This window comes from Nonomuraea sp. NPDC049378 (assembly GCF_055586745.1).
On the sequence record NZ_JBVJHP010000031.1, the window covers coordinates 1 to 21,956 of the forward strand.

Annotated in this window: 23 protein-coding genes; 12 read left to right on the plus strand and 11 right to left on the minus strand. The window is 68.9% G+C overall.

Annotated elements, in window-relative coordinates; translation table 11 throughout:
• Nucleotides 1-402 precede the first annotated feature (402 nt).
• The 4 genes from ACZ6SA_RS43715 to ACZ6SA_RS43730 all read right to left on the minus strand — a co-directional run bounded on the left by ACZ6SA_RS43715 (nucleotide 403) and on the right by ACZ6SA_RS43730 (nucleotide 3,840).
• Nucleotides 403-1,677, minus strand: a complete 1,275-nt coding sequence (locus ACZ6SA_RS43715) for an MFS transporter (protein ID WP_465835013.1) — start codon at nucleotides 1,675-1,677, stop codon at nucleotides 403-405.
• A 402-nt stretch (nucleotides 1,678-2,079) separates the two neighbouring features.
• Nucleotides 2,080-2,421, minus strand: a complete 342-nt coding sequence (locus ACZ6SA_RS43720) for a hypothetical protein (RefSeq protein WP_465835015.1) — start codon at nucleotides 2,419-2,421, stop codon at nucleotides 2,080-2,082.
• Between the two features lie 250 nt (nucleotides 2,422-2,671).
• Nucleotides 2,672-2,797 (minus strand): hypothetical protein, encoded by a 126-nt coding sequence (locus tag ACZ6SA_RS43725; RefSeq protein WP_347650046.1) that lies wholly within the window; start codon nucleotides 2,795-2,797, stop codon nucleotides 2,672-2,674.
• Nucleotides 2,798-3,003: 206 nt separating this feature from the next.
• Complete coding sequence (locus tag ACZ6SA_RS43730) at nucleotides 3,004-3,840, minus strand: helix-turn-helix transcriptional regulator (RefSeq protein ID WP_465835017.1); 837 nt, start codon at nucleotides 3,838-3,840, stop codon at nucleotides 3,004-3,006.
• A gap of 101 nt (nucleotides 3,841-3,941) precedes the next feature.
• On the opposite strand from ACZ6SA_RS43730, the gene ACZ6SA_RS43735 reads away from it, so the two are divergent.
• From ACZ6SA_RS43735 to ACZ6SA_RS43745, 3 genes are all read left to right on the plus strand, one after another.
• The gene (locus tag ACZ6SA_RS43735; RefSeq protein ID WP_347650044.1) at nucleotides 3,942-4,709 is read left to right on the plus strand and encodes an SDR family oxidoreductase; all 768 of its coding nucleotides are present in this window, start codon (nucleotides 3,942-3,944) and stop codon (nucleotides 4,707-4,709) included.
• Nucleotides 4,710-4,718: 9 nt separating this feature from the next.
• On the plus strand, nucleotides 4,719-5,090 hold the full coding sequence (locus tag ACZ6SA_RS43740) for a hypothetical protein (RefSeq protein WP_347650043.1): 372 nt from the start codon (nucleotides 4,719-4,721) through the stop codon (nucleotides 5,088-5,090).
• A gap of 66 nt (nucleotides 5,091-5,156) precedes the next feature.
• Nucleotides 5,157-5,945: an NAD(P)H-binding protein gene (locus ACZ6SA_RS43745; protein WP_347650042.1), complete on the plus strand. Its 789-nt coding sequence runs from the start codon at nucleotides 5,157-5,159 to the stop codon at nucleotides 5,943-5,945.
• A 260-nt stretch (nucleotides 5,946-6,205) separates the two neighbouring features.
• Here the strand turns inward: ACZ6SA_RS43745 and ACZ6SA_RS43750 are convergent, their stop codons facing one another.
• Nucleotides 6,206-6,811 carry a TetR/AcrR family transcriptional regulator gene (locus ACZ6SA_RS43750; RefSeq protein ID WP_347650041.1) on the minus strand — a complete coding sequence of 202 codons (606 nt, stop codon included), beginning with the start codon at nucleotides 6,809-6,811 and terminating at the stop codon, nucleotides 6,206-6,208.
• Between the two features lie 68 nt (nucleotides 6,812-6,879).
• On the opposite strand from ACZ6SA_RS43750, the gene ACZ6SA_RS43755 reads away from it, so the two are divergent.
• The 4 genes from ACZ6SA_RS43755 (at nucleotide 6,880) to ACZ6SA_RS43770 (ending at nucleotide 12,855) form a co-directional block, all read left to right on the plus strand.
• The gene (locus tag ACZ6SA_RS43755; protein WP_347650040.1) at nucleotides 6,880-7,461 is read left to right on the plus strand and encodes an NADPH-dependent FMN reductase; all 582 of its coding nucleotides are present in this window, start codon (nucleotides 6,880-6,882) and stop codon (nucleotides 7,459-7,461) included.
• Nucleotides 7,458-8,906, plus strand: a complete 1,449-nt coding sequence (locus ACZ6SA_RS43760) for a DHA2 family efflux MFS transporter permease subunit (protein WP_347650039.1) — start codon at nucleotides 7,458-7,460, stop codon at nucleotides 8,904-8,906. Before ACZ6SA_RS43755 ends, ACZ6SA_RS43760 begins: the two co-directional genes overlap by 4 nt.
• Nucleotides 8,907-9,403: 497 nt before the next feature.
• On the plus strand, nucleotides 9,404-9,919 hold the full coding sequence (locus tag ACZ6SA_RS43765; RefSeq protein WP_465835021.1) for a GNAT family N-acetyltransferase: 516 nt from the start codon (nucleotides 9,404-9,406) through the stop codon (nucleotides 9,917-9,919).
• A 95-nt stretch (nucleotides 9,920-10,014) separates the two neighbouring features.
• Complete coding sequence (locus ACZ6SA_RS43770; protein ID WP_465835023.1) at nucleotides 10,015-12,855, plus strand: AfsR/SARP family transcriptional regulator; 2,841 nt, start codon at nucleotides 10,015-10,017, stop codon at nucleotides 12,853-12,855.
• A 117-nt stretch (nucleotides 12,856-12,972) separates the two neighbouring features.
• Here the strand turns inward: ACZ6SA_RS43770 and ACZ6SA_RS43775 are convergent, their stop codons facing one another.
• Nucleotides 12,973-13,401 carry a hypothetical protein gene (locus ACZ6SA_RS43775; RefSeq protein ID WP_465835025.1) on the minus strand — a complete coding sequence of 143 codons (429 nt, stop codon included), beginning with the start codon at nucleotides 13,399-13,401 and terminating at the stop codon, nucleotides 12,973-12,975.
• Between ACZ6SA_RS43775 and ACZ6SA_RS43780 the strand changes: the two genes are divergently transcribed.
• The gene (locus ACZ6SA_RS43780; protein ID WP_465835027.1) at nucleotides 13,384-14,001 is read left to right on the plus strand and encodes a hypothetical protein; all 618 of its coding nucleotides are present in this window, start codon (nucleotides 13,384-13,386) and stop codon (nucleotides 13,999-14,001) included. The genes ACZ6SA_RS43775 and ACZ6SA_RS43780 overlap by 18 nt on opposite strands.
• A gap of 155 nt (nucleotides 14,002-14,156) precedes the next feature.
• Here the strand turns inward: ACZ6SA_RS43780 and ACZ6SA_RS43785 are convergent, their stop codons facing one another.
• From ACZ6SA_RS43785 to ACZ6SA_RS43805, 5 genes are all read right to left on the minus strand, one after another.
• A complete protein-coding gene (locus tag ACZ6SA_RS43785; RefSeq protein WP_465835029.1) occupies nucleotides 14,157-15,110 on the minus strand; it encodes a GlxA family transcriptional regulator in 954 nt (317 codons plus the stop codon).
• 209 nt (nucleotides 15,111-15,319) lie between these two features.
• Nucleotides 15,320-15,799 carry an RrF2 family transcriptional regulator gene (locus ACZ6SA_RS43790; RefSeq protein ID WP_347650055.1) on the minus strand — a complete coding sequence of 160 codons (480 nt, stop codon included), beginning with the start codon at nucleotides 15,797-15,799 and terminating at the stop codon, nucleotides 15,320-15,322.
• A 145-nt stretch (nucleotides 15,800-15,944) separates the two neighbouring features.
• Nucleotides 15,945-16,349: a RidA family protein gene (locus tag ACZ6SA_RS43795; protein WP_347650033.1), complete on the minus strand. Its 405-nt coding sequence runs from the start codon at nucleotides 16,347-16,349 to the stop codon at nucleotides 15,945-15,947.
• A 3-nt stretch (nucleotides 16,350-16,352) separates the two neighbouring features.
• Complete coding sequence (locus ACZ6SA_RS43800; RefSeq protein WP_347650032.1) at nucleotides 16,353-17,537, minus strand: MFS transporter; 1,185 nt, start codon at nucleotides 17,535-17,537, stop codon at nucleotides 16,353-16,355.
• Nucleotides 17,538-17,754: 217 nt separating this feature from the next.
• Entirely contained in the window at nucleotides 17,755-18,969 is a 1,215-nt protein-coding gene (locus tag ACZ6SA_RS43805; protein ID WP_347650031.1) for a trans-sulfuration enzyme family protein, read from the minus strand.
• Nucleotides 18,970-19,042: 73 nt separating this feature from the next.
• On the opposite strand from ACZ6SA_RS43805, the gene ACZ6SA_RS43810 reads away from it, so the two are divergent.
• The 4 genes from ACZ6SA_RS43810 to ACZ6SA_RS43825 all read left to right on the plus strand — a co-directional run bounded on the left by ACZ6SA_RS43810 (nucleotide 19,043) and on the right by ACZ6SA_RS43825 (nucleotide 21,927).
• Complete coding sequence (locus tag ACZ6SA_RS43810) at nucleotides 19,043-19,624, plus strand: helix-turn-helix domain-containing protein (protein ID WP_347650054.1); 582 nt, start codon at nucleotides 19,043-19,045, stop codon at nucleotides 19,622-19,624.
• 91 nt (nucleotides 19,625-19,715) lie between these two features.
• Nucleotides 19,716-20,261, plus strand: coding sequence for an Lrp/AsnC family transcriptional regulator (locus ACZ6SA_RS43815; protein ID WP_347650030.1), 546 nt, complete (start codon nucleotides 19,716-19,718; stop codon nucleotides 20,259-20,261).
• A gap of 372 nt (nucleotides 20,262-20,633) precedes the next feature.
• Entirely contained in the window at nucleotides 20,634-21,059 is a 426-nt protein-coding gene (locus tag ACZ6SA_RS43820) for an ATP-binding protein (RefSeq protein WP_347650029.1), read from the plus strand.
• 37 nt (nucleotides 21,060-21,096) lie between these two features.
• Complete coding sequence (locus tag ACZ6SA_RS43825; RefSeq protein ID WP_347650028.1) at nucleotides 21,097-21,927, plus strand: sensor histidine kinase; 831 nt, start codon at nucleotides 21,097-21,099, stop codon at nucleotides 21,925-21,927.
• Nucleotides 21,928-21,956 lie beyond the last annotated feature (29 nt).

Here is a 21,956-nt window from a genome sequence, read left to right on the forward strand (position 1 = left end):
CATGATCGCGATGGTTGCCTATGTCCCGAGACACGTTCGGCCGAGGTTTCCTATGTCCTGCGACATGGGTTTCCTATGTCCTGAACCAGCACACCGCCACCCCGACAGAGTAGTACCAGCTTAGAGGCCGGTTCCGATCTTCGGAGCCGGCCTTCTGCGTTCCCTGCGTGACTACCGCAGCCAAACCGCACCGCGACGAGCGGCATACGGCCGTCTGCCGTCGCCTACACGCTGACCGATCCTGCCTTCTTTCCCGACCAGTCCCGACAGGCCAGTCATGCCTGGCCCGTCGGAAAATATTGCCTGGCGGTTTTTGGCTATGCGTGGGAACGCTGCGCCTCGACCGCCAAGCCCGATGGCCGGCCCTCGCGGCGGCACCGCGCGGGCCGGCTCGATCGGTGTTCACCGGCGGCTGACGGTCTCATCCCCAGGGAGAGTGTCGGCATCGGGGCGGGGCGTGCTGTGGGCACGGGCGGCGGCGATGGTGGCCCGGCCGGAGGGCACGCGGGCCGCAATCGCGATCACGATGATGGCGGCCAGCCCGGCACCCATGAGCAGGACCTGCACGCTGACCACGTCGGCCAGTGGCCCGAACACGACCATGCCGATCGGGGTGGCCAGCGCCATGACGATGCCGACGTAACTGAACACGCGCCCGTGCATGGCAGGTTCGACGGTCTCCTGGATCAGCGTCATGAACGGCGTCGAGAACAGCGGCACCAGCAGTCCGAACATGAACATGAAGCCGTAGAAGACCCACAGGTTGCCGCTCAGCCCGAGCGCCACGGTCACCAGCCCGAAGCCGTAGACGGCGACGAGGATCAGCCCGATCCGGCTGCGCTTGGCCAGCACCGTGGACACCAGGACGCCGCCGAGCAGCATGCCCAGGCCGAAGGCGATCTCCAGCACCGCCAGCATCCACTCCTCGCTGCCGAACGTGCGCGCGACCATCAGCGGCGTGACGAACGAGGGCGCCACGGTGAGCAGGAAGATGACCGCGTACACGACGAGCAGCCAGCGCACGATCGGCTGGGTGCGGATGTAGCGCATCCCCTCCGTCAGGTCCTGCCGGTAGGAGGCGCTGGCCTCGGCCGCCCGCTCCAGGGTCGGGACGGTGACCAGGGCGAGCAGCCCGATCCCGATCACCGCCGTGACCGCGTCCAGGAAGAAGACGGGGACGAGGCCGAAGGTGGCGAAGATCGCACCGGCGGCGGCGGGAGCGATCAGCATCATCGCCGACTGGATGGTCTGGAAGATTCCGTTGACGCGCATCAAGTGCTCACCCGGCACGATCTGCGGGATCATCGCCTGCACGGCGGGGGTCTGTACCCCCGCGCCCAGCGACCTGACGGCCACGGCCAGCAGGACGATCCACAGGTCGTTCGCGCCGCTGGCCATCAGCAGCGCGAGCGCCAGCGTCGCCGCGGCGATGGCGCCGTCGGCGATCATCACCAGGACCCGGCGGTTCATCCTGTCGGCGAGTACGCCGCCGAAGATCGACATCAGGCCCTGGGGCAGGAACGCGGCCACCGCGTAGAGGGCCACCGCCAGCCCGGAGCGGGTCTGCAGCGTCACCCACCACATCACCGCGTACTGCGCGATCATCGAGCCGAACAACGACATGGTCTGGCCGGTAAGGAACAGGGCGACGTTACGCCGCCAGTGGGTGGTGGTCATCTGGTCTTTCTCCGCTCGCAATGGGCATGGTTCTCCCCGCGGGGGTGGGCAGGGACTGGGGTTGTCGTGGTCAGGTGGCGGGCAGGTCGGGAGCCGCGCCGTGCAGGAAGAGATCGGCGATGTCTTGACGGCGCCTGCTGTCCGGGGGTCAGCCGGGCGTTGTGCGTTGGCGTGGCCCCCTCTGTCGGCAGAGATGGCCACGGGTCGGCTCCATGAAGGCCAGGGTCAGGAACCCGGATCGGCCTGTCGCAGTTGTCCGGTCCTGACCGCTGTTCCATCAGCTCGGCGCCGGCCCGAGGGCGGTATTGGTGCCGTGGGTGCACATCGCCCAGGGTCAGCCCCGCCAGCCGCCGACCCCGGCGCCCTCGCCGCCGAGGCCGGCGGCGAGGGCGCCGGAACGCCTCAGTTGAGGTTCGCCAGGAGTTCCGCGAAGACGTGCGGTCGGCTGAAGCAGCCGACGTGCGAGGTCGCCAGCGTGTGCGCCTGGAAGGGGCTGTACGGGGTCAGCGCGTCCGCTTGGCGGATCATGTAGTCCTGGACGGCCGGGGTGATGCGGTCGGTGAACAGTTCCGCATCGGCGTGGGCACTGCGCCAGTTCAGTCGGGCCGCACCGGGGCCAGGCCGGTCGACGGCGTGCGGACGATGCCCGAGCAGGGCCAGTTCGTTCTGCAGAGGTCCCCAGGCCCGGGAGTTGCTGGAGCCGCCGTGAACGAACACGAAAGTGGGGCGCGAGGTTGCGCGCATGAGAAGAATCCTCGTCATCCAAAAGGCGAACGGTGAACGGAGGACCCAGTGCCGGCGACGGCCGGCACCGCGGTCAGAACGCCGACCGGAGGCGGATGGAATGCCAGTTCTGGATGACGGAACGCATAGAGGTGAGTGTAGTAGACGGGGTGCGGCCTTCGCGCGCACCCCCCAGTCGGCGAAAGCTTCCAGCGGCCACGCAGGTGAGGGCGCCTGTGTGACGCGGCGCGTACATCTCAGTCGGTCATGCTCAGCAGGGCGACGGCGGGCCCGGCCGCGATGAGGTCATGACCAGGGCGGCCGGCGCGAGCATGCCGGTGGCCGGCAGCGGTGTGACGATGGCGGCGCCGATCTGGGGCGTCGCCCGCATGATCACAGTCCGAGGCTTCACGGCGACGGTCGGCGTTCGCACGCCACGGCACGGGTGTGCCGCTGCCACGTCACGCAGGTCGAGCAGGAAGCGCGCGTTCAAGCCCTGCGCCGGTCGGTCGCCGCCCAGGTCAGCGAACCGGGCATGGCCGCCTTCCTTGCCAGGTGGCGCACCGCGCGCGAACGAGCGGCCGCCTCCTCAGGCAGGAGACCTCACAGCTGCTGCAGCCCGGTCACCCTGAGCATGTCGAGCGCCGTGGCTTCGGGGCTTCCCGGTTCGGCGGAGTAGACGAGTACGGTCTGGTCGGTGTCGGGGAGCACGAGGGTGTCGCAGTCGAGCGTGATCGTGCCGAGCTGGGGATGGCGAATGCTCTTGGTCGCCGCACGCCAGGCCGCGGAACGTCCCTCCTGCCAGAGCTCCTCGAACCGGGGACTGCCACGGCGCAGCTCGCTGATCATGCGGGCGAGGTCGGCGTCACGGGGGTAACGGGCTTGGGCGGCGCGGAGCGTGCCGACGGCGGCGCGGGTGGTGGCCTCGTCCTCGCCCGGGTCCGCGGCGACCTGGCAGCGGCTACTGCCGAGGAAGCGCTGCCAGATGAGGTTGCGCCGGTGCCGGGGCCAGGCGGACATGTCGCCCTGCAGCGCCGCCGCCAGCGGGTTCCAGGCCAGCACGTCGCCCTTGGCCGACAGCACCAGCACCGGCAGATCCGCCATGCGGTCCAGCAGCCGCAACACGCTCGGCCGTACGACCATTTCGACACGTCCTGGCTGTGGCGGCTCGTGACCGGCCAGGCGGAACACCAGCTCGCGGTCGTCGTCGTCGAGCCGCAAGGCCTGCGCCAGTGACGCGACGACCTGGGCGGACGGCCGCGCGCCTCGCCCCTGCTCCAGCCGGACGACGTACTCGACGCTCAGCCCCGCGAGCATGGCCACCTCCTCGCGGCGCAGGCCGGGCACCTGGCGGCGGGTGCCCGACGGCAGGCCGACGTCCTGCGGTCGCAGGCGTGAGCGGGCCTGGCGGAGTACTGCGGCGAGCTCGGCGCGGTTCACCCTTCGATCCTGCCGCACCCATGGCCCACGCCGGGTGGTACGGCCAGTACCAGGCCGAAGCGGTCCTGGTGACAGCTGGCCCGTACTCGGACCATCAATCCATGACAACCCATACCAAAGGCGACGAGCCAGGGCCGGCCGATGCACCGGCACAGCTCACGGCAGCGGACACGAAGACGGTGGCGCTGGTCACCGGAGCGAACAAGGGGCTGGGCAGGGAGACGGTACGCCGCCTGTCGGAGCGGGACTGGCGGGTGTTCCTGACCGCCCGTGATCGCGAACGTGGTACGCAGGCGGCGGACGCGCTCGGCGTCGAGTTCGTCCAGCTCGACGTGACCTCGGACGACTCCGTCGCCGCGGCGGCCGAGACGGTGGCCATGAGGGCCGGCCGTCTTGACGTGCTGGTCAACAACGCCGGAATCGGCGGCCCACGGATGGATCCCGCCGACATGGGCGCGGACCTGCTGCAGGTCATGTACGAAGCCAACGTGTTCGGCCCGGTACGGGTCACCCACGCGTTCCTGCCGCTCCTGCGCAAGTCGGAGCATCCCAGGATCGTCATGGTCTCCAGCGCACTTGCGTCACTGACCTACGCCGGCGACCCCGCACGTCCCGAGTCCGGCTTCCTGAGCCTGGACTACGCCTCCTCCAAGGCCGCACTCAACATGATCGTCTCCCAGTACGCCCGTGCGCTGCCCGGTTTCAAGGTCAACGCCGCCGATCCGGGCAACCCTGCGACCGACATGAACCAGCACACGGGCATGCACACCGTCGCGGAGGCCGCCGAGTCGGTGATCCGGCTGGCCACGCTGGACCGTGAAGGGCCGACGGGCGGCTTCTTCGACCGCAACGGACCCGTCCCCTGGTAGGAGCTCCACATGACCAAGATCTTGACGATCGGCCTGCATCCGAGCGCGATCGACTTCTCCGATCATCCCGGCATGGACGAGGCGACTCTGGCTGCCCGTATCGAACAGGGTGAGGCAGCGCCGCATGCGGCAGGGCTGGACACCGTAGCGTGCCTCATCGGCCCCGATCCGGACGCGGCCGAGGAGACCGTACGCGAGCGGCTGTCCGCCGACGGTCCCTTCGGCCTGGCCATGATCGGGGCCGGGGTGCGTGTGCTGCCGGAGCACACCGTGCTCTTCGAGCGGCTGATCAACGTACTGGTGGCGGCGGCACCCGGCATCCGGTTCTGCTTCAACACCTCGCCGGAGACCACGCTCGACGCGATCCGCCGCTGGACGTAGCCTGCCCGCACTCTGTCTGGAGAGGACGGCCTCGACCTGGTCGGCGGCACCCGCTCGGGGGATGGGGTGAGCGCACGCCGGATCGACTTCGACGACCCGGCATCGCTTGCCGGCGGCTTGCGAGGCGTGGACGTTCTGGTGTTCGTCTCGGCCGGATACGCCGAGGACGACGTGGTGCTCGCCCGCCATGGCGCCGTGGTGGACGCGGCCGAGACCGCGGGCGTCCGTCATGTCGTCTGCACCAGCCTGGCGGGTTCGGGCGATCTGATGACGATCGCGCTGCCGCACCGCTGGACCGAAGCGTGCCTCGCCGAGGCCTCGTTCGAGATGACGATTCTGCGCAACGGGCTCTATGCCGAGATCCCGGTGGGGGTGGCCGTGGCCGCCGCAGCGTCGGCCGTCGAGACCGGCGTCTTCGCGGCCGCGCTCGGCGCGGGAAGGGCGTCCGTCGTGGCGAAGGCGGACCTGGCCGACGTGGCGGTCCGGGTCGCGGCGGAGATCCAGCACGGCCTCGTCGCAGGCCGCCGCAGCCACCACGCGGGCAAGACCTACGAACTGGAAGGCGTCGAGGCGATCGGCGGCAGGGACATCGCCGAGGCGCTGAGCGATGCGCTGGACCGCCCGGTCGGCTACCAGCCGATCTCCCTGTCAGCCATGCGCGAGGCACTGGCCGGCAGTGGACAGGAGCCCTACCAGATCACTCACACCCTCTCGCTGTTCTCCAACCTGAGCGCCGGATACCTGCATGCCCACGACACCGATCTGACCGACCTCCTGCCGACCAAGCCCCGCCCCGTCCAAGACCAGATCGTCCAGGCCGTCAAGGGCTCCCGGTCCGTCCCCGACCTCACCTGACAGCCGTCCGCGACTGCCCAGTTGTCGCCGGTGCTGCCGTCGCGGGCTCGACCTCGCGTGCCTCCGGACGAGCCCGTCGCCGTACGCCGTGTCTCCACGCGAGTTGGCCGTACGGCCAGCGATTACGACACGGCGCGCGACCGCTGGGTACGCCTGGCGCCGATGCCGGTGCCCATCACGGAACCGCCGCCGTCGCGGTGGGCGGCAGCCGAGTTCCGGGCTGAAAGGGGGTGTCCAGCCAGTGCCGCGCGTACGGATTCTCAGGCGGCGTAGCCGCGCAGGAAGGCGCGTACAGCCGCCACGGCGTGCGCGCGGGCCTGCTCGGGAGACGGCGGGTCAAGGACCACGGGGTCCTCGGCGATCAGGGCCATGAGGTGCAGCGCGGCCACCTCGGCGTCGTCCAGGCGCAGCCCTGGCAGGGAGGCGAGCCGGGCGGCCAGCTCGCTGCGGACGCGCAGCGGCCCTGCCCGCAGCCACGCCTCGACGGCGGGGCGCGGGATGTGCTCGGTCTCGGCGCGGATCTGGCGGATCAGGGCGAAGTGTCCCGCGTCCTGGTCGTTCCCGGCGACGAAGGCCAGGGCGAAGTCCACCAGATCGGCCTCGATGTCGGTGACCTTGCGCAGGTGACGGTCGATCAGCTCGCTGTGCCGGGCCTGAACCCGGGCGGCGCTCTCCTGGATGACCGCCTGGAACAGGGAAGCCTTGTCGGTGAAGTGGTTGTAGATCGTACGTGTCGAGACGCCGGCCTCTTTGGCTATGGACTCGATGCCGGCGCGGACGTAGCCGTCCCTGGCGAACACCGTGCTCGCGCCGTTCAGGATCGCCTGCCGCTTCTCCGCGGTCCCGCCCCGTGGTCTGCCTGCCACCTGCGCTCCTCCAGAGAAATTACAATGATCATTGCATTAATTACATTGCTCGATGTACTTTATCGCTCATGACGCGCATCGCCATCATCGTCGGAAGCACCCGTCCAGGCCGCCGGGCCATGGCCGTCGCCCAGTGGGTGCACGAAAGCGCCCAGCGGCACGACGCCGGGGCCACCTTCGACATCCTCGACGTGGCCGACTTCGGCCTGCCCCTGCTGGACGAGACCAACGCCGCGATCTTCGGGTCGTACGAGCATCCGCACACCGTGCGCTGGGCCACCGCGATCGACTCCCACGACGGGTTCGTCTTCGTCACGCCCGAGTACAACCACTCCTTCCCTGCCGCGCTGAAGAACGCGATCGACTTCCTGTTCCGCGAATGGAACGACAAGGCCGCCGCCATCGTCAGCTACGGCCTCCAGCAGGGTGTCCGCGCCGCCGAGCAGCTGCGGCTCGTGCTGGCCGAGGTGAAGGTCGCCACCGTGCGCAGCCAGACCGCCCTGTCCGTCGTCACCGACTTCGCCGGCGAGGACTCGCCCGCACCAGGATCGGTCAGCCCGTCACCGCACCAGCAGGAGGCGCTGACCCGCATGCTGGACGAGGTTGTCGCGTGGTCGGGAGCCCTGCGCTCACTACGGGTCCCGACATGACGGCCCAGCTGGAGCGGGGCTCCCCCGTCCCGCTCCGCGCGATGACGGTCGCCTGGGTGGTCGTTCTCGTGTCCCTGCTGGTCGTGCTCGACACGACCGTCGTCAACATCGCGCTGGGCGCGCTCGCCCGCGACTTCCGCGCCTCCGTCGGCACGATCCAGTGGGTGGTGACGGGCTACGTGCTCGCGCTGGCCACGGTCATCCCGATCACCGCCTGGTCCATCGGCAAGCTCGGCGCCAAACGGGTCTACCTGGCCGCGATCGCGGTGTTCACCATCGGCTCCCTCCTGTGCAGCCTGGCCTGGGACACCTGGTCGCTGGCAGGGTTCCGGGTGCTGCAGGGGCTCGGCGGTGGGCTGCTGATGCCGGTGGGCATGACGATCGTGCTGCGTTCGGCGGGCGGCGGCGCGAACGGCCGGCTGATGAGCATGCTCGGCATCCCGCCGCTCATCGGCCCGATCGTCGGACCGGTGCTCGGCGGGCTACTCGTGGCGGAGCTGTCGTGGCGGTGGATCTTTCTCGTCAACCTGCCGCTCGGGCTGGCCGGGCTGCTGTTCGCCGCCCGGTCGCTGCCCGCCGACCAGGAACGCGCCGCCCGCCGGCTCGACTGGCCCGGGCTTGCGCTCCTGTCCCCCGGCCTGGTCCTGCTCGTGTACGGTCTGACCGCCGAGCACCTCCTGGGCATGGCGCTCGGGGCCCTGCTGATCGCCGGATTCGTGTTGCGCGCGCTGACGGCGGCCGAGCCGCTGCTTCAGCTCCGCCTGTTCGCCAGGCGGCGGCTCGCGGCGTCCGCGGGGACGCTGGTGTTGTTCGCCGGGGCCTACTTCGGCTCGATGTTGCTGCTCCCGCTCTACTACCAGCTCGTACGCGGCCAGGACCCGGCCGTGGCCGGCCTGCTCGGCATCCCGCAGGTGCTGGCCACGGGCGTCACCATGCAGGTCGCCACCCGCCTCGTGGATCGGATCCCGCCCGGCCGGATCGTCGTCCTCGGCACGGTGCTGGCGCCGTCGGGCTTCTTCCTACTCGCCTGGCAGCTGGCCGCAGACACGCCGTACTGGATGATCATCGCCGCCACGGTGGTGACCGGCACGGGAGTGGGCATGACCATGATGCCCGCCACCGCGGCGGGCACCCGCGGCCTGTCCCATGCGGAGGCCCCGGCGGCCAGCACCGGTCTGGTGATCATCCAGCAGGTCGGCTCGGCCACCGGCACCGCGATCGTCACCGCCGCGCTCGGCCACTCCCTCGCCACCCGGCTGCCGGGCACCGACGGCCTCGACCAGGCGTTCGGCCTGCCGACCTCGGCCGCCCCCGCCCTGGCCGCGGCCTTCCAGGACAGCTACCTCTGGGGCTGCGCCATCATGCTGCTGTCGCTCGTGCCCGCCCTCTTCCTGCCCCGCCGTTCCGAGGAGGCGACGGCGGGCGCCCGCAGGTCCGAATCGTGAGCTCGTCGGTTCTTGTGATGTCTCAGGACATCGGAAACCCTCGAACCTACGGGTTCGGGGGTTTCGTCTTGTTGGGCTTGCCTGGGGTCGGTCGTCGCGGGCGGGGTCGTCTCGCGCCGCGTTCGCGTTGGACGAGGGTCAGGGGCACCGAGGGGGAAACGAAAATGGATCAATAACTGCAAGAAGTGCGGGAGCGTTTTCGTCCAGCCCACCAGCCTCGGTTGAACAGAGCTGCAGCAACGCACATATGAATACACGACACGATCAAGTCTTAGCCTTGTCCCATCCGAAGGCAAGGACGAACTTCCCTCTCTTTCCGCCACCTACTCGCAGCACCTGGAAAGGCCGTGCAGGACGGCTGTCCAGGCTGTTGTACGATTCGTCCGTCGCCGGGCGGATGGCATTTTCAGCACCTCCCTCGCCACGGATATGCGCCGGTGGACATCGCCGCATACACAGCCGCATACACAGCCGCACACACTTGGGATACCCCGACCATGAATAAGAAGACGAAGACGGTCCGAACCCCGCCGGACCATCTGCTGGAATGGGTGCTGCGTTCCGCGGATCCCACCGATCTCGAGGCGATCGTGGAGTTGCGGGCGACAGTGATGCGGCCGGACCTCGAGCGACTGGGACGGTTCGACGAACATCGGGTCCGGCAGCGGCTGCGGGACTCCTTCTCGCCGGAGCACACCTCGGTCATCGTGGCCGCCGGCGCCTTCGCGGGCTCCGTCGCCGTGCGCCCGGCCGATGAGGGGCGATGGCTGGAGCACTTCTATCTCGCCCCGGAGTTCCAAGGCAGAGGGCTCGGATCGGCCGTCCTACGGACCCTGCTCAAGAGGATCGATGCCGACGGCGCCCTCGTTCGTCTGAACGTTCTGCAGGGCAGCGCCGCCCAGCGACTGTACGAGCGTCACGGGTTCACCGTGGAGGCCCAGGACCCGATCGACGTCTACATGGTGCGACGGCCGGTTGAGCCCGCAGCTGCGGAGAAGCACTCGATCCCATGAGCCACGTCACCGGCGATGCGCGATGGGGAGCCCCTTCGCTACCACCAGCCCTTTCACGGGCAGGATGGGCTTATATGTGGCGTTAACCTGGGATTATGCGCTTCGGGGTGCTTGGGCGGGTGCAGGTGTGGACGGCTGAAGGTGAGCCGGTGCCGGTGCCCGAGACCAAAGTGCGTGCCCTCCTGGCCGACCTGCTCGCCCATCAGGGCCAGGTTGTGGGGACGGACCGGCTTATCGAAGATCTATGGGAGGACGATCTGCCGGCCAATCCCCCCGGCGCACTGCAACTGAAGATCTCCAGGCTGCGGCACGCGCTCGATCAGGAGCCGGGTGGCGGTCGACTGGTGGCTTCCCAGCCGCCCGGATACGTGCTCGACGTCGGTCCCAACGCGACGGACGCCGGACGGTTCGCCGAGCTGTCGCTGCGGGCTCAGGACGCGACGGATCCCCGGACCCGGGTGACGCTGCTCAACGAGGCGCTGGCGTTGTGGCGAGGGCCGGCGTTCGCCGATTTCGCCGACAGCGGCTTCGCCCGGACCGCAGCCCATCGGCTGGAGGAGCAGCGGCTGGCCGCGTTGGAGGTGCAGGCCGAGGCCCGGCTGGAGACCGGCGAGCACGCCCTGCTCACCGGTGACCTGATCGACCTCGTGGAACAGCATCCGCTGCGGGGGCGGCTGCGGGCGGTCCACATACGCGCCCTGTATCGGGCCGGGCGACAAGCCGACGCACTGGCCAGCTACGAGGACCTACGCAACCGTCTGGCCGAGGACCTGGGCCTGGACCCCGACCCAGAACTGATCGCTCTCCACCAGGCGATCCTTGAGCAGGACCCGGCTTTGCTGGCCGGCACGGCTACGAACGTCTCCTGCGAGCATCCCGTCGGCCGCCTGCCCGCGGAGGTGACCAGCTTTGTCGGGCGCGGAGGCGAGATAGCCCGGGTCAAGCGCCAGCTGTCCAACGCCCGGATCGTGACGCTGACCGGTACAGGCGGGGTCGGCAAGACGCGGCTGGCGCTGCGAGTGGCGGCCGAGGTGCGCAATGATTTTCCGGCCGGTGCGTGGCTGGTCGAGCTGGCCGCGGTGGAGAACCCCGAACTGTTGGTGCACAAGGTCAGCGAAGCGCTCGACATTCAGGACCGCTCGTCCCGCCCTCCTGTGGAGGTACTGGTCGACTTCTTGCACGGCAAGCACCTGCTGTTGCTGCTGGACAACTGCGAGCACCTGATCAACGAGTGCGCCCGGCTGACCGAGTCGCTCGTACGTTGCCTGCCTGACCTGGTCGTTCTCGCCACCAGCAGGCAGGCGTTGCGTATCGAAGGCGAGCAGGTCCTGGCCGTGCCCGCCCTCACGGTCGGGGAAGAGGGCGACGGCGAGATCGGGCAGAGCGAGGCGGTGCAGTTGTTCGCCGAACGTGCGTCGGCGACGTCGCCGGGATACGCGGTGAGCGACGCGAGCCGTCCCATGCTGGAACGGATCTGCCGGCGGTTGGACGGCATACCTTTGGCGATAGAGCTGGCGGCGGCGCGCATCAAGGTGCTGTCCGCGGAGCAGTTGCTGGAGCGGTTGGATGATCGGTTCCGGCTGCTGAGCAACGGGATGCGGATGGCGCCGTCTCGGCAGCAGACGCTGCGGTCCATGATCGACTGGAGCTATGGCCTCTGCACCGAACTGGAGCGGTTGTTGTGGGCACGCGCCTCGGTGTTCGTCGACGGCATGGATCTGAAGGCGGCGGAGTCGGTCTGCTCGGGAGACGGCATCGAGCCTGCGGAGGTCATCGATCTGGTGACCGGCCTGGTCGACAAATCCATTCTGATCAGGGAAGAGCGCACCGAGGAGGCACGCTACCGGCTGCTGGAGACCTTGCGCGAGTACGGGCGTGACCGGCTGCTGGAATCCGGCACGCACACTCGATTCCGTTCCCGGCACCGCGACTGGTACCGAAGCCTGGTCCGTCGAGGTGAACGCCAATGGCTCGGGCCTGGCCAGGCCGAGTTGTTCGCCCGGCTGCGCGGCGAACAGGGCAACATCCGCGCCGCCCTCGACCACTGCGTCACAGAGCCCGGCGGTGCCCAGGTCGGCCTGGCGATGGCCGCCGATCTCTGCTGCTATTGGATTGCCGCGGGCGCCCTGCGTGAAGGCCGGCGCTGGCTCGAACTAGCCCTCGCCCTGGACGACACGCCGACCGTGGCACGCGCGAGAGCCATGAGCGTGAACGCACGACTGGCCAGCCTGCAGAACGACTTCGCCGCCGCGGAACCGATGCTGCACGAAGGTCAGTCGCTGGCCCGGCGTCTTGGGGAAGGGCAAAGTCTCGCCATGTTCACACACGTGAGCGGCCTCCGCGCGTTGTCTCGTCAGGATCTGCCAGGAGCCGTGGTGCTGTTCGGTCGGGCTCGACAGCGGTATCTCGACATGGACGACCCGATCCACGCCGCGCTGTCGCAGATGTATCTCGCCACCGCCCATGCCCATCTCGACCATCATGAAGAGGCCTCCTCGCTGTTCTCGGACGCTGTGTCAACATGCGAGGCGCACGACGAAGTGTGGTTGAGGTCGTACGCCCTCTGCATGTCGGGCATAAGCGCTTGGCGGACAGGGGACATGGCAGGCGCGCGCGAGCTGGTGCGCGAGGCCATCCGGCTGAAGCGGCCGTTCCGTGACCGCCTGGGGCTGGCGATGTGCGTGGACGTGCTGGCCTGGATCGCCGCGCACGAGCGTGACGGTGAACGCGCCGCCATGCTGCTCGGCGCCGCAGGCGAGCTCTGGCAATCGCTGGGCGGCTCTCTCTCCGGATACCTGACCGGATATCACCGGCAGTGCGAGGAGATCACGCGTGCCCACCTGGGCGACACACGCTTCGAAGCCGCGATGCGCTGTGGGGTTGAACTGCGCATGGATCCATTGATCGAACTCGCGCTGGGGAAGGCGGTCGAGTAGGCAGCCACGAACGTCGCCGGCAGTTCCAGGACAACCGATGGGGTTCCCGTAGGGCTCTCTACCGTGGACCGTCACCGGCTGGGACCGCCGGCCTCTCGCATCTCGCCCGTGGTCTCCTCAGCGAGGGCGGGGAAGGTCGAGCCTGTCCCACAGCTGCGCCAACCCTTGTGTACGTGGTTCGTCGCGGCCGTCCTCGACGTGGGTGTAGAGCGCGAGCACCAGCCTGCGGCCGCGTTCGTACCGTTCGTCGCTCCAGGTCTTCAGACGCTCCAGCCCTGCGTGCACCGGCCCGAAGTCCGCGGGGAAGAGATAGAAGCCGACATCGACGAGCGCGGGACGGCTGACCTGTCCGTGGTGGCGGGCGGACTCGAAGGGCTCCCGCACCACTTCGCCCTCACTGACGGCGCTGTTCTCCATCTGGTCGTGGACGACGTCGAGGTACGGGTCGCCTGCCAGGAGTTCCCCGTACCGGAGGGCGACCCAGGGATGCAGCCCTTCACTCCCGCCCTTGGCGGGGTGGGACTCCCGGTGAGCGTACTGGAGCACGCTCCCCGCCCTGTCCTTCTCATCCTGCCCGATCAGTACGTGACTTTCGAGGTAAGCCGCGTAGCCGGCGAGCGGGCCGTCGCACATCTCTCGTGCGTACGTCAGCGGTTCGAGAGCTGCGACCTGGTCAGCGGTCTGGAGCAAGAGGTTGCCGAGGAGGATGGCGGCGAGGTCCCCGAGCTCAGCGCCCTTGTGAGCGTCGGCGGCCAGTACGCCACCGATGACCTGATGCCCGTCGCGCTGGAAGGGCTGAAGCGGCCCTTCATGCTCATGGGTGCCAACACCCAGACACACGTGACGACTCCTTCGTGGAAGTCTTTCTGGGAGAAGTCCACCGGCTGGAAGCGGGACCTGAACGTCCCCAAGGGGCGCCACTACACGTTCACCGACGTGCAGGCGTTCCTACCGTCTCTCGACGACGAGCTGGATATCTCGCCGCAGTTCCGCACCGCCAACATCGGTACGGTCGATCCGAAACGGATCATCTCCTCCCAGCGCGCCTACGTCCCGGCGTTCTTCGACAGGCACCTGCGCGATCTGCCCAGAGCGATCCTCAACGGACCGTCACGACGACACCCGGACGTCACATTCATTCGATGACACCTGCACGGCAGACCGCGGCCAGCGACTCGCCGGCCGCACCAGGAGACATGCGCCCGCACTCCGGCGGAACGGCGACGCGCCGGCACAACGGCGTACTTCCGCACTGCCGATCGGGCGCCTGTTTCATGAAAGAACGATCGCGAGGCTGAGACTCACACCTTGATCACGCCAGTGCTGCGGAAACGTTCCCTGCACGCTCTGGGGGAGATGCCCAGCTGCCGGATGAAGGCGCGCCGCATGATCTCCGCGCTGCGGAACCCACATCGGCGTCCCACTGTGTCCAGCCCTTCCTCTGTCGTCTCCAGCAACGTCCGGGCGGCTTCGACACGCACTCGTTCCACGTACTGGCCGGGACTGATGCCTACCTCGCGGGTGAACAGCCGGCCGAAGTGACGGACGCTCATCGACAGCTGCTCCGCCATGGCGGGAATGGAGAAGTCCGATTCCGGCGCGGCCACGATGTCACTCAGCAGATGGCGCAGCGCCTCGTTGCGCACGGGGCGGCTCCGCTGCCAGATGCTGAACTGCGACTGACCTCCCGGCCGCTGCATGAACACCACCAGCCACTTGGCCAGCCTGCGGGCCATTGCCACGCCGTAGTCTTCCTCTACCAGAGAGAGCGCCATATCCACACCCGCCGTAACACCCGCGGAGGTGATGATCGGCGAGTCGCGCACGAAAATCGCATCGGGCTCCACCGCTACCGAGGGGTAGGCCTCAGCCAGGTCCGAGCAGTAACCCCAGTGCGTGGTGGCCCGCCGGCCGTCGAGGAGCCCGGCCTCGGCCAGGATGAACGCGCCCGTGCACACGGATGCGACGCGCCGGGCGAACGGGGCCAGCCTGCCGACCTCGGAGAGGAGCCCCGCGTCCCGCAGCGCGTCCTGGAAACCAAGCCCGCCGGGCACGAGCAGTGTTCCCCCGAAGCCGCTCACGCGCGCGAGGTCCAGGTCGACGCCGAGCCGGACGCCCCACTGCGTGACCACGTCGCACCCGCCGACCGAGGCCAGGCGTACGCGATAACCATGCCCCATGAGATGCGTGGCCCCGGAGAACACCTCCAACGGCCCTGCCGTGTCCAACAGCTGAACCCCGTCATAGACCGCCATGAGCACCTGGTGCTCAGGAGGCGTCTTGATCGGCTCGCCGTGATCAGGGGGTGGCATATGACAGGACCTCTACCTTGCCGTTCAGCAACTGTCGCCGGACCTGGCCGGCCGGGTGCGCCCATCGTGGCCATGGTCCCCGTGAAGCGGGACCTGACGATCGTCGACCGCGACCCCCTACTTTCGTCGCTGCCGGCTCGCCCGAGCGTGGATCAGGATCGCCGCCTCTGGAGCCCGCGACGAGTCTGCGCCGGCACCACGGGAAATCTGGCCTCCACCGTGGCCTTCACGTCGGCCAGCGTCTGTCCGGCCAGTTCTCTGCGCCAGGACAGCTCTGCCTTGCGCATGACCTGCGAGATCACGCAGGTCGTGCGATAGTCGGCTTCCTGCTGCGCTTCCGGGGCGTGACTGAGGATCTCGGTGCACTGGAACGCCTCTTCGGTGCCTTCGATCGCCACCACCACGTCCAGCACCGTGATGTCCTGCAGCCGGCGAGCGAGCTGGAATCCGCCTCGCGGGCCCGTGACCGACGACACGATCCCCGATCGCGCCAGAGCCTGCATCTGCTTGTTGAGATAGGCGGGAGGCAACTGGAAGTAGTCGGCGAGAACGGCGGTCGGCACACATTGGCCGTCCTCGACCCATGCCAGGTTCAGGCAGGTGTGCAGCGCCCACTCCACGCCTTCACTCATCCTCACAATCTGGATAATACATATCTAAATAGTTGGGCCACAAACGTGGGCACCCGTGGTGAGCAGGGGTCGGCCGCCGGCAGGGTCACACCTGCTCCAACCGGCTCCCGCCGGCGCCCCGGGCCCGCACCCTCCGATGGCGGGCTCAGCCGGCGCTGCCCGCCACGGCGACAGCGTCGACCTCGAACAGCATGTCCGGCAGAGCGAGCGCGGCCACCCCGGTCAGCGTCTGCGTGGGCGGCACATCGTGCCAGATGTCCTGCACAGCCTGAGCGATGATCCCCAGCTTGGCGATGTCGTGGTCGACGATGTGGGTACGGATCTGCACGACGTCCCCATAGTCGAGACCGGCCGCGGCGAGTGCCGCCCCCAGGTTCGCGAAAGACTGCCTGACCTGTTCGGCGAAGTCCCCGCTGGTGACGTGGCCGTCGCCGTCGGAGGCGTACTGGCCGGCGATGAAGACGAGGTCACCGGACGCCCGCGCGATGTGGCTGTAGCCGAAGCCGACCGGATTGTGCAGGGACTCGGGGTTGATGATGGCGTGTGTCATGGTCTAGATGCCTTTCGAGCTGGTGTTCGTGTTTCTGGAGACGATGGTCAAAGCGGAGGCCAGAGTCAGCCCCGAAGCCACCCACAGCACGGCGACGGTGGCGATCCCGTCGGCGGCGAGCCCGCCGAGCAGGGCGCCGAAGGCTATGGACAGGTTGAACGCGGCGACGAAGAGCGACGACGCGGACTCGGTCAATTCGGGTGCGGCCTTGAGCATCCAGGTTTGCAGCGTCACGGAGACGCCGCCGTAGGCCAGGCCCCACATGATCAACAGGATGGTCGCCGTGAGCGGGCCCGCAGCGGTCACGGCGAACAGCGCCGTGACCACCGCCAGGGCGAAGGCGATCAGTACGAGCGTTCCGCGCAGGTGCTTGGACACCCAGTGGCCGGCGGCGAAGTTGCCGGCGATGCCGGCCACGCCGTACACCATGAGCAGCGTGCTGATCATGCTGTCGTCGATGTCGGCGAGGCCCTGAAGAAGGGGACGAACGAAGGTGTAGCCGGCGAAGTGCCCGACGATGAGGAGGACGGCGACGGCCAGACCGATCCGCACGCCGGAGTTCTTCCGGAGCAGGGCGAGCAGGTCGGCGAAGCCGATCGCGCGCTGTGACGGCAGGCTGGGCATGAGGAGGAGCAGGCAGACCAGCGCGACCAGCCCCAGGCCGCCGACGGCGGCGAATCCACCCCGCCATCCCGCGATGTCTCCGATCAAGGTCCCAGCAGGGACGCCGAGCACGGAGGCCGTGGAGACGCCGGCGAAGATGACGGCGGTCGCGGTGCCGGTTTGGGAGGGTGGCACCAACCGGGCGGCGAGCCCGCCGGCGATCGCCCAGAAGCCTCCGACGCTCACTCCGACGGCGAAGCGCGCCACCAGCACGACGGCGAAGTGCGGAGCCAGCGCGCAGGCCAGGTTGGCCACGGCCATCAGCCCGACCAGCCCGGCCAGCATCAGTTTCCGGTCGATCGCTCCGGCCCGCACAGTGAGGAGGGGAGCGGCCAGCCCGGCTACGAGCCCTGGCACGGTGACCATCAGGCCGGCCATGCCGGCGGAGACTCCCAGCTCGTCGCCGACCGGGGTGAGCAGGCCGACGGGCAGTAACTCCGACGTCATCAAGGAGAAGATCCCCAAGGTCACCGCGAGAACCGCGAGCCACCCTCCCGACTTTGCTTTTATCTGGATAGGAAACATCTAGAATTTTCTCCCAAGGATGCAGCCGTGAAGAGGGGACGTTCGAGCTCCACAGCCCTCACAGGCACCTCCGGCGGCCCTGGCCCGAAACCGCCGGAGTGCTCTGAACCCGACCGGGAGGCCCTACCCGTTCCCGGCTGAGGGCCGCGCTCATGTGTGCGGTACGCGGTGACCACTCCATCGCCGCCTGAATCTGGATATTACATATCCAGATTTATCACCGCAACCGCCCGGTGGAGGAGCCTCGATGACGGAGCCCGAGAGGGTGCTGCCGTCCAGCTTCGGCAGCGCTGACCAGCGCCTGATCCAGGTCGTCCCAGAGATCCTCGACGTGCTCGCAGCCGACGCTCAGGCGCAGCAGGCCGGAGGGCACGTGTTCCTGCCCCGGCAGTTTCGCCCGGCGTTCGATCGTGCTCTCCACCCCGCCGAGGCTGGTGGCGGAGTGGATCAGGCGGACGGCCGCGCACACCGCATCGGCGGCCCGCGCTCCCCCACGCACCTCGAAAGACAGGACCGCTCCGAACCCGTCCATCTGCGCGGCCGCCCGCGCGTGGCCGGGATCGCCGGCCAATCCCGGATAGCGCACCCGGTCGATCGCGGGATGGGCGTGCAGGCGTTCGGCGAGTTCACCGGCGGCCCGCTGCCCCGCCGCGACACGTACGGCCATGGTCCGCAGCCCGCGCAGGGCGAGGAAGGCCTCCAATCCTCCCGGCGTGGCGCCGGCCAGTTCCCGTCGGGCACGCAACCGTTCGTACAGATCCTGGTCGGCCGTCACGGCGAGACCGATCAGCAGGTCGGAGTGACCACCGATGAACTTCGTCCCGCTGTGCATCACGATGTCGGCGCCCATCGCCAGCGGACGCTGGAGGATCGGCGTGGCGAACGTGTTGTCGACCGCGACGAGCGCGCCCGCGGCACGCGCCCCCGCGCACAACTCCGGCAGGTCGGCCACGTCCATCAGCGGGTTGGTGGGAGACTCCAGCCACAGCAGGTCCGCACCCCTCGCGGCGGCCAGCACCGCGCCGGTGTCGGTGACGTCGACGTGGTCGAGCTCCCAGCGACCAGGAGGGGAACCGGCCGCGAGCAGCGTGCGCACGGCCGAATAGCTGTCGCTCGCCACGACGGCCCGGGCTCCGACCGGGAGAAGCTCGACGATCGCCGACACGGCCGCCATGCCCGAGGCGAACGCGACGGCGCCCCCGCCTTCCAGCGCTCCGACAGCCGTCTCGAGCGCCGCCCAGGTCGGGGTGCCGTCATCGCGCGAATACTCTGCCGCCGCCTGCCCCGGTCCGGCCGCGTGAAAGTTCGACGCCATCACCAGCGGCACGTTCAGCGGCTCGCCCGGCCGGCGTGGCGGCCGGCCGGCCGCCACCGACACCGTCTGGAGCCGCAACCGTTGCAGATCGTCGTCCGGCCCATCATTCCTGTCCACCACAACCCTCCCCTTTCCATCATTGAGTGCACTATAATGCATTCAATAGTGCACCAGATGATGGGACGTGTACATGCGGGAGCTGGGCGAGGTCGCCGCCGCCATCGCGGGCCGGGTGCGCGCGAGCCGGCTGGAACGCGGCTGGACGCTGGACGAACTCGCCAGCCGATCGAGCATGAGCCGGCGCATGCTCGTCAGCATCGAACAGGGCCGGACCAATCCGAGCATCGCGACCCTGCTCCGCCTGTCCGACACCCTCGGGATCGGGCTGCCCGCGCTCGTCGCGGTCGACCACACCCCCGCGCTGACGGTGACCAGGGCGGAGGATGCCGCCGTCCTGTGGCGGGGACCCGTCGGCGGTGAGGCCAAGCTGGTGGCCGGCACGAAACCGCCGAACGTCGTCGAGCTGTGGGAATGGACTCTGCAGCCCGGCGAATCGTACGGCAGCGACGCACACGCTGCCGGGACCAGCGAGCTCCTGCTGGTCATGGAGGGCCAGGTGGAGGTGAAGGTCGCGGAGGAGGTGGCGCTGCTGTCCGCGGGGGACTCCGCGGTCTTCCGCGGTGACCGTGACCACCATTACCGCAATCCCGCCACGACCGCGAAGGCCCGCTTCACTCTGGCGATCCAGCAGCCAGGGGTGGGCCTCGACTGATCGAGCGAGACTACACGTGAGAGGCGAGGGCTTGGGGGAACGGCCGATATGGGCATAGCCTGCCTGCCGAGGCACATGAACAGGTGATGTGGTGAGCAGGGTCACAACGACTACCAACGGCGGCTACCGCGGCGATCCGCAGAAGCAGGCACATCAGGCGGCGTCGCCCCTGGACCAGGTGGACTGGGCCATTCTCACCGAACTGCAGGCCGACGCCCGGTTGTCCATGGCGGAGCTGGCCCGGCGCGTGCACATGTCAGGTCCCGCCGTGACCGAGCGCGTCCGGCGGATGGAGCGCTCCGGCGTCATCACCGGCTACGGGGCACGTGTCGACCCGTCCGCCGTCGGGCGCCCGCTGGCGGCCTACCTTCGCATCGGCGCGGTGGGAGCGATCAGGGACGAAGTCGCCGCCCTCGTGAACCAGACGCCCGAGGTCATCGAATGCCATCGCGGCACCGGACACGAGTGCTTCATCATGAAGGTCGCGGTGACGGACGTCGCGCACCTCGAACGGGTCATCGACCGGTTCACCCGGCTGGGGCGGATCACCACATCGATCATCCTGTCCACGATCGTGCCCGACCAGGGCCTCCAGCCACTCGTCCGCGGAAAGCCGTCCGTCACGCCTGAGCCGTGACAGGACCGCGGGGTTCCTGGCGCGTTCCCGCGTTCTTCGACAAGCACCTGCGCAGCCGGTGCAGGCCGATCCTCACCGGACCGAGCCCCTGAGATGCTGTTCGTCCGACGGCGACGGCCCGGGGAGACCGGCTCCTCGCCATCGGGAATGGTCGAATCAGTGGGATAGCCGGCCTTCTGCGCGCGGGCGCCATCGCCGTCTCGACAGCGAACCGACAGCGGCACGCTCGAGACCGACAACGCATCGACGTCGCGCTTTGGCAGTGTGGCTTCCGAGGGCCGAACCGGGAGGCTTCCCGAGCGGCCCACGGAAGATCAGGCCAGGGACGCAAGGACAGCACGGCAGCCCGCTGGCCGCGGAAGGAAATCGATCATGAATGTGTGCGAGGCAGAGGCGGTCCAGCTCCACCGGTTCGGTGCACGACCGTCCGAAGTCCGGCGCGTGAGGCACTTCGTCGGCGACCTCATGGCCGGCCATCCGTCCGTGGACGACGTGGTCACGGCAGTCTCCGAGCTCGCCGCGAACGCCGTCCAGCACTCCGCCTCCGGCGGCGCCGACTTCATGCTCCGGGTGGCGCACGTCCACGGTGCTGTACGCATCGAGGTCACCAACGCCGGCGGGGAAGACCGGCCGGAACTCGGCCGCAATGACCCGGACGCCACAGCCGGGCGTGGATTGTTCATCGTCGACAGTCTCTCCCGCCGCTGGGGTGTCGTTCAGAGCCCGGCACAGATCAGCGTGTGGTGCGAGATCGACTGCATCCATTCGCCCGCCATCCGGGAGCGCGTCGCCGCCTGACGATGCCGCCGTTCTGCTCCAGAGGGAGGGCTACGACATGGCCAAGCACCAAGCAAGCCCGGCAAGGGGCGGCGTTTCCCGCCCTTCCACGAAGGTCTGCGTGTCCGGCCAGGCGCTTTCGCCTGCGAGCGGCGGCTCACTCATGGCAGGACATCCGGCCCGCGGTCACACGCTGTGGCCGATCGCGGAGCCCGCGCTTGACGGAACGGAGCTGACGCGGCAGTTCGCCGCGGACGCCGCACACGAGATGCTGACCCCGCTGGCCGGCCTGCGTGTGCAGCTGGAGGAGGCCCGGCTACATCCCGACCAGACCGATCTCGCCGTGCTCGTCGCGCACTCTCTGCGGGACCTGGGCAGGCTTGAGGCCGTCGTCAGCGACCTGCTCCTGCTGGCACGCGTGCAAGCGAACACATCCGTCGAGCGGGAAACGGTGGATCTGGCCGAACTTGTGCGGGCCGAGCTCTCCTGGAGGCCGGACACCGTTGACATCGACCTGCGCTACGACGGTGAGGCAACGATCCAGGCCGTCCGCACCGACATCAACCGGTTGCTGGGCAACCTGCTCGACAACGCCCAGCGGCACGCGCGGCATTCGATACTGATCGAAATTCGCCGAGATGGCGACACCGTCGAACTGGCCGTGGCCGATGACGGGCCGGGGATCCCGGAGGCCGACCGCGAAACCGTCTTCGGCCAGTTCGCCCGGCTGGATGCCGCGCGGAGCCGTGACCAGGGCGGAAGCGGCCTGGGCCTGCCGATCGCCCGCGTCATAGCGCGAGCACATCGGGGAAGCCTTCACGCGGAGGACTCACCCCTGGGCGGCACCCGATTCGTGCTCCGGCTGCCCCGCAACATCGCCACGCATTGATCGACCTCCATCTCGGCGCCGCGTCCGCT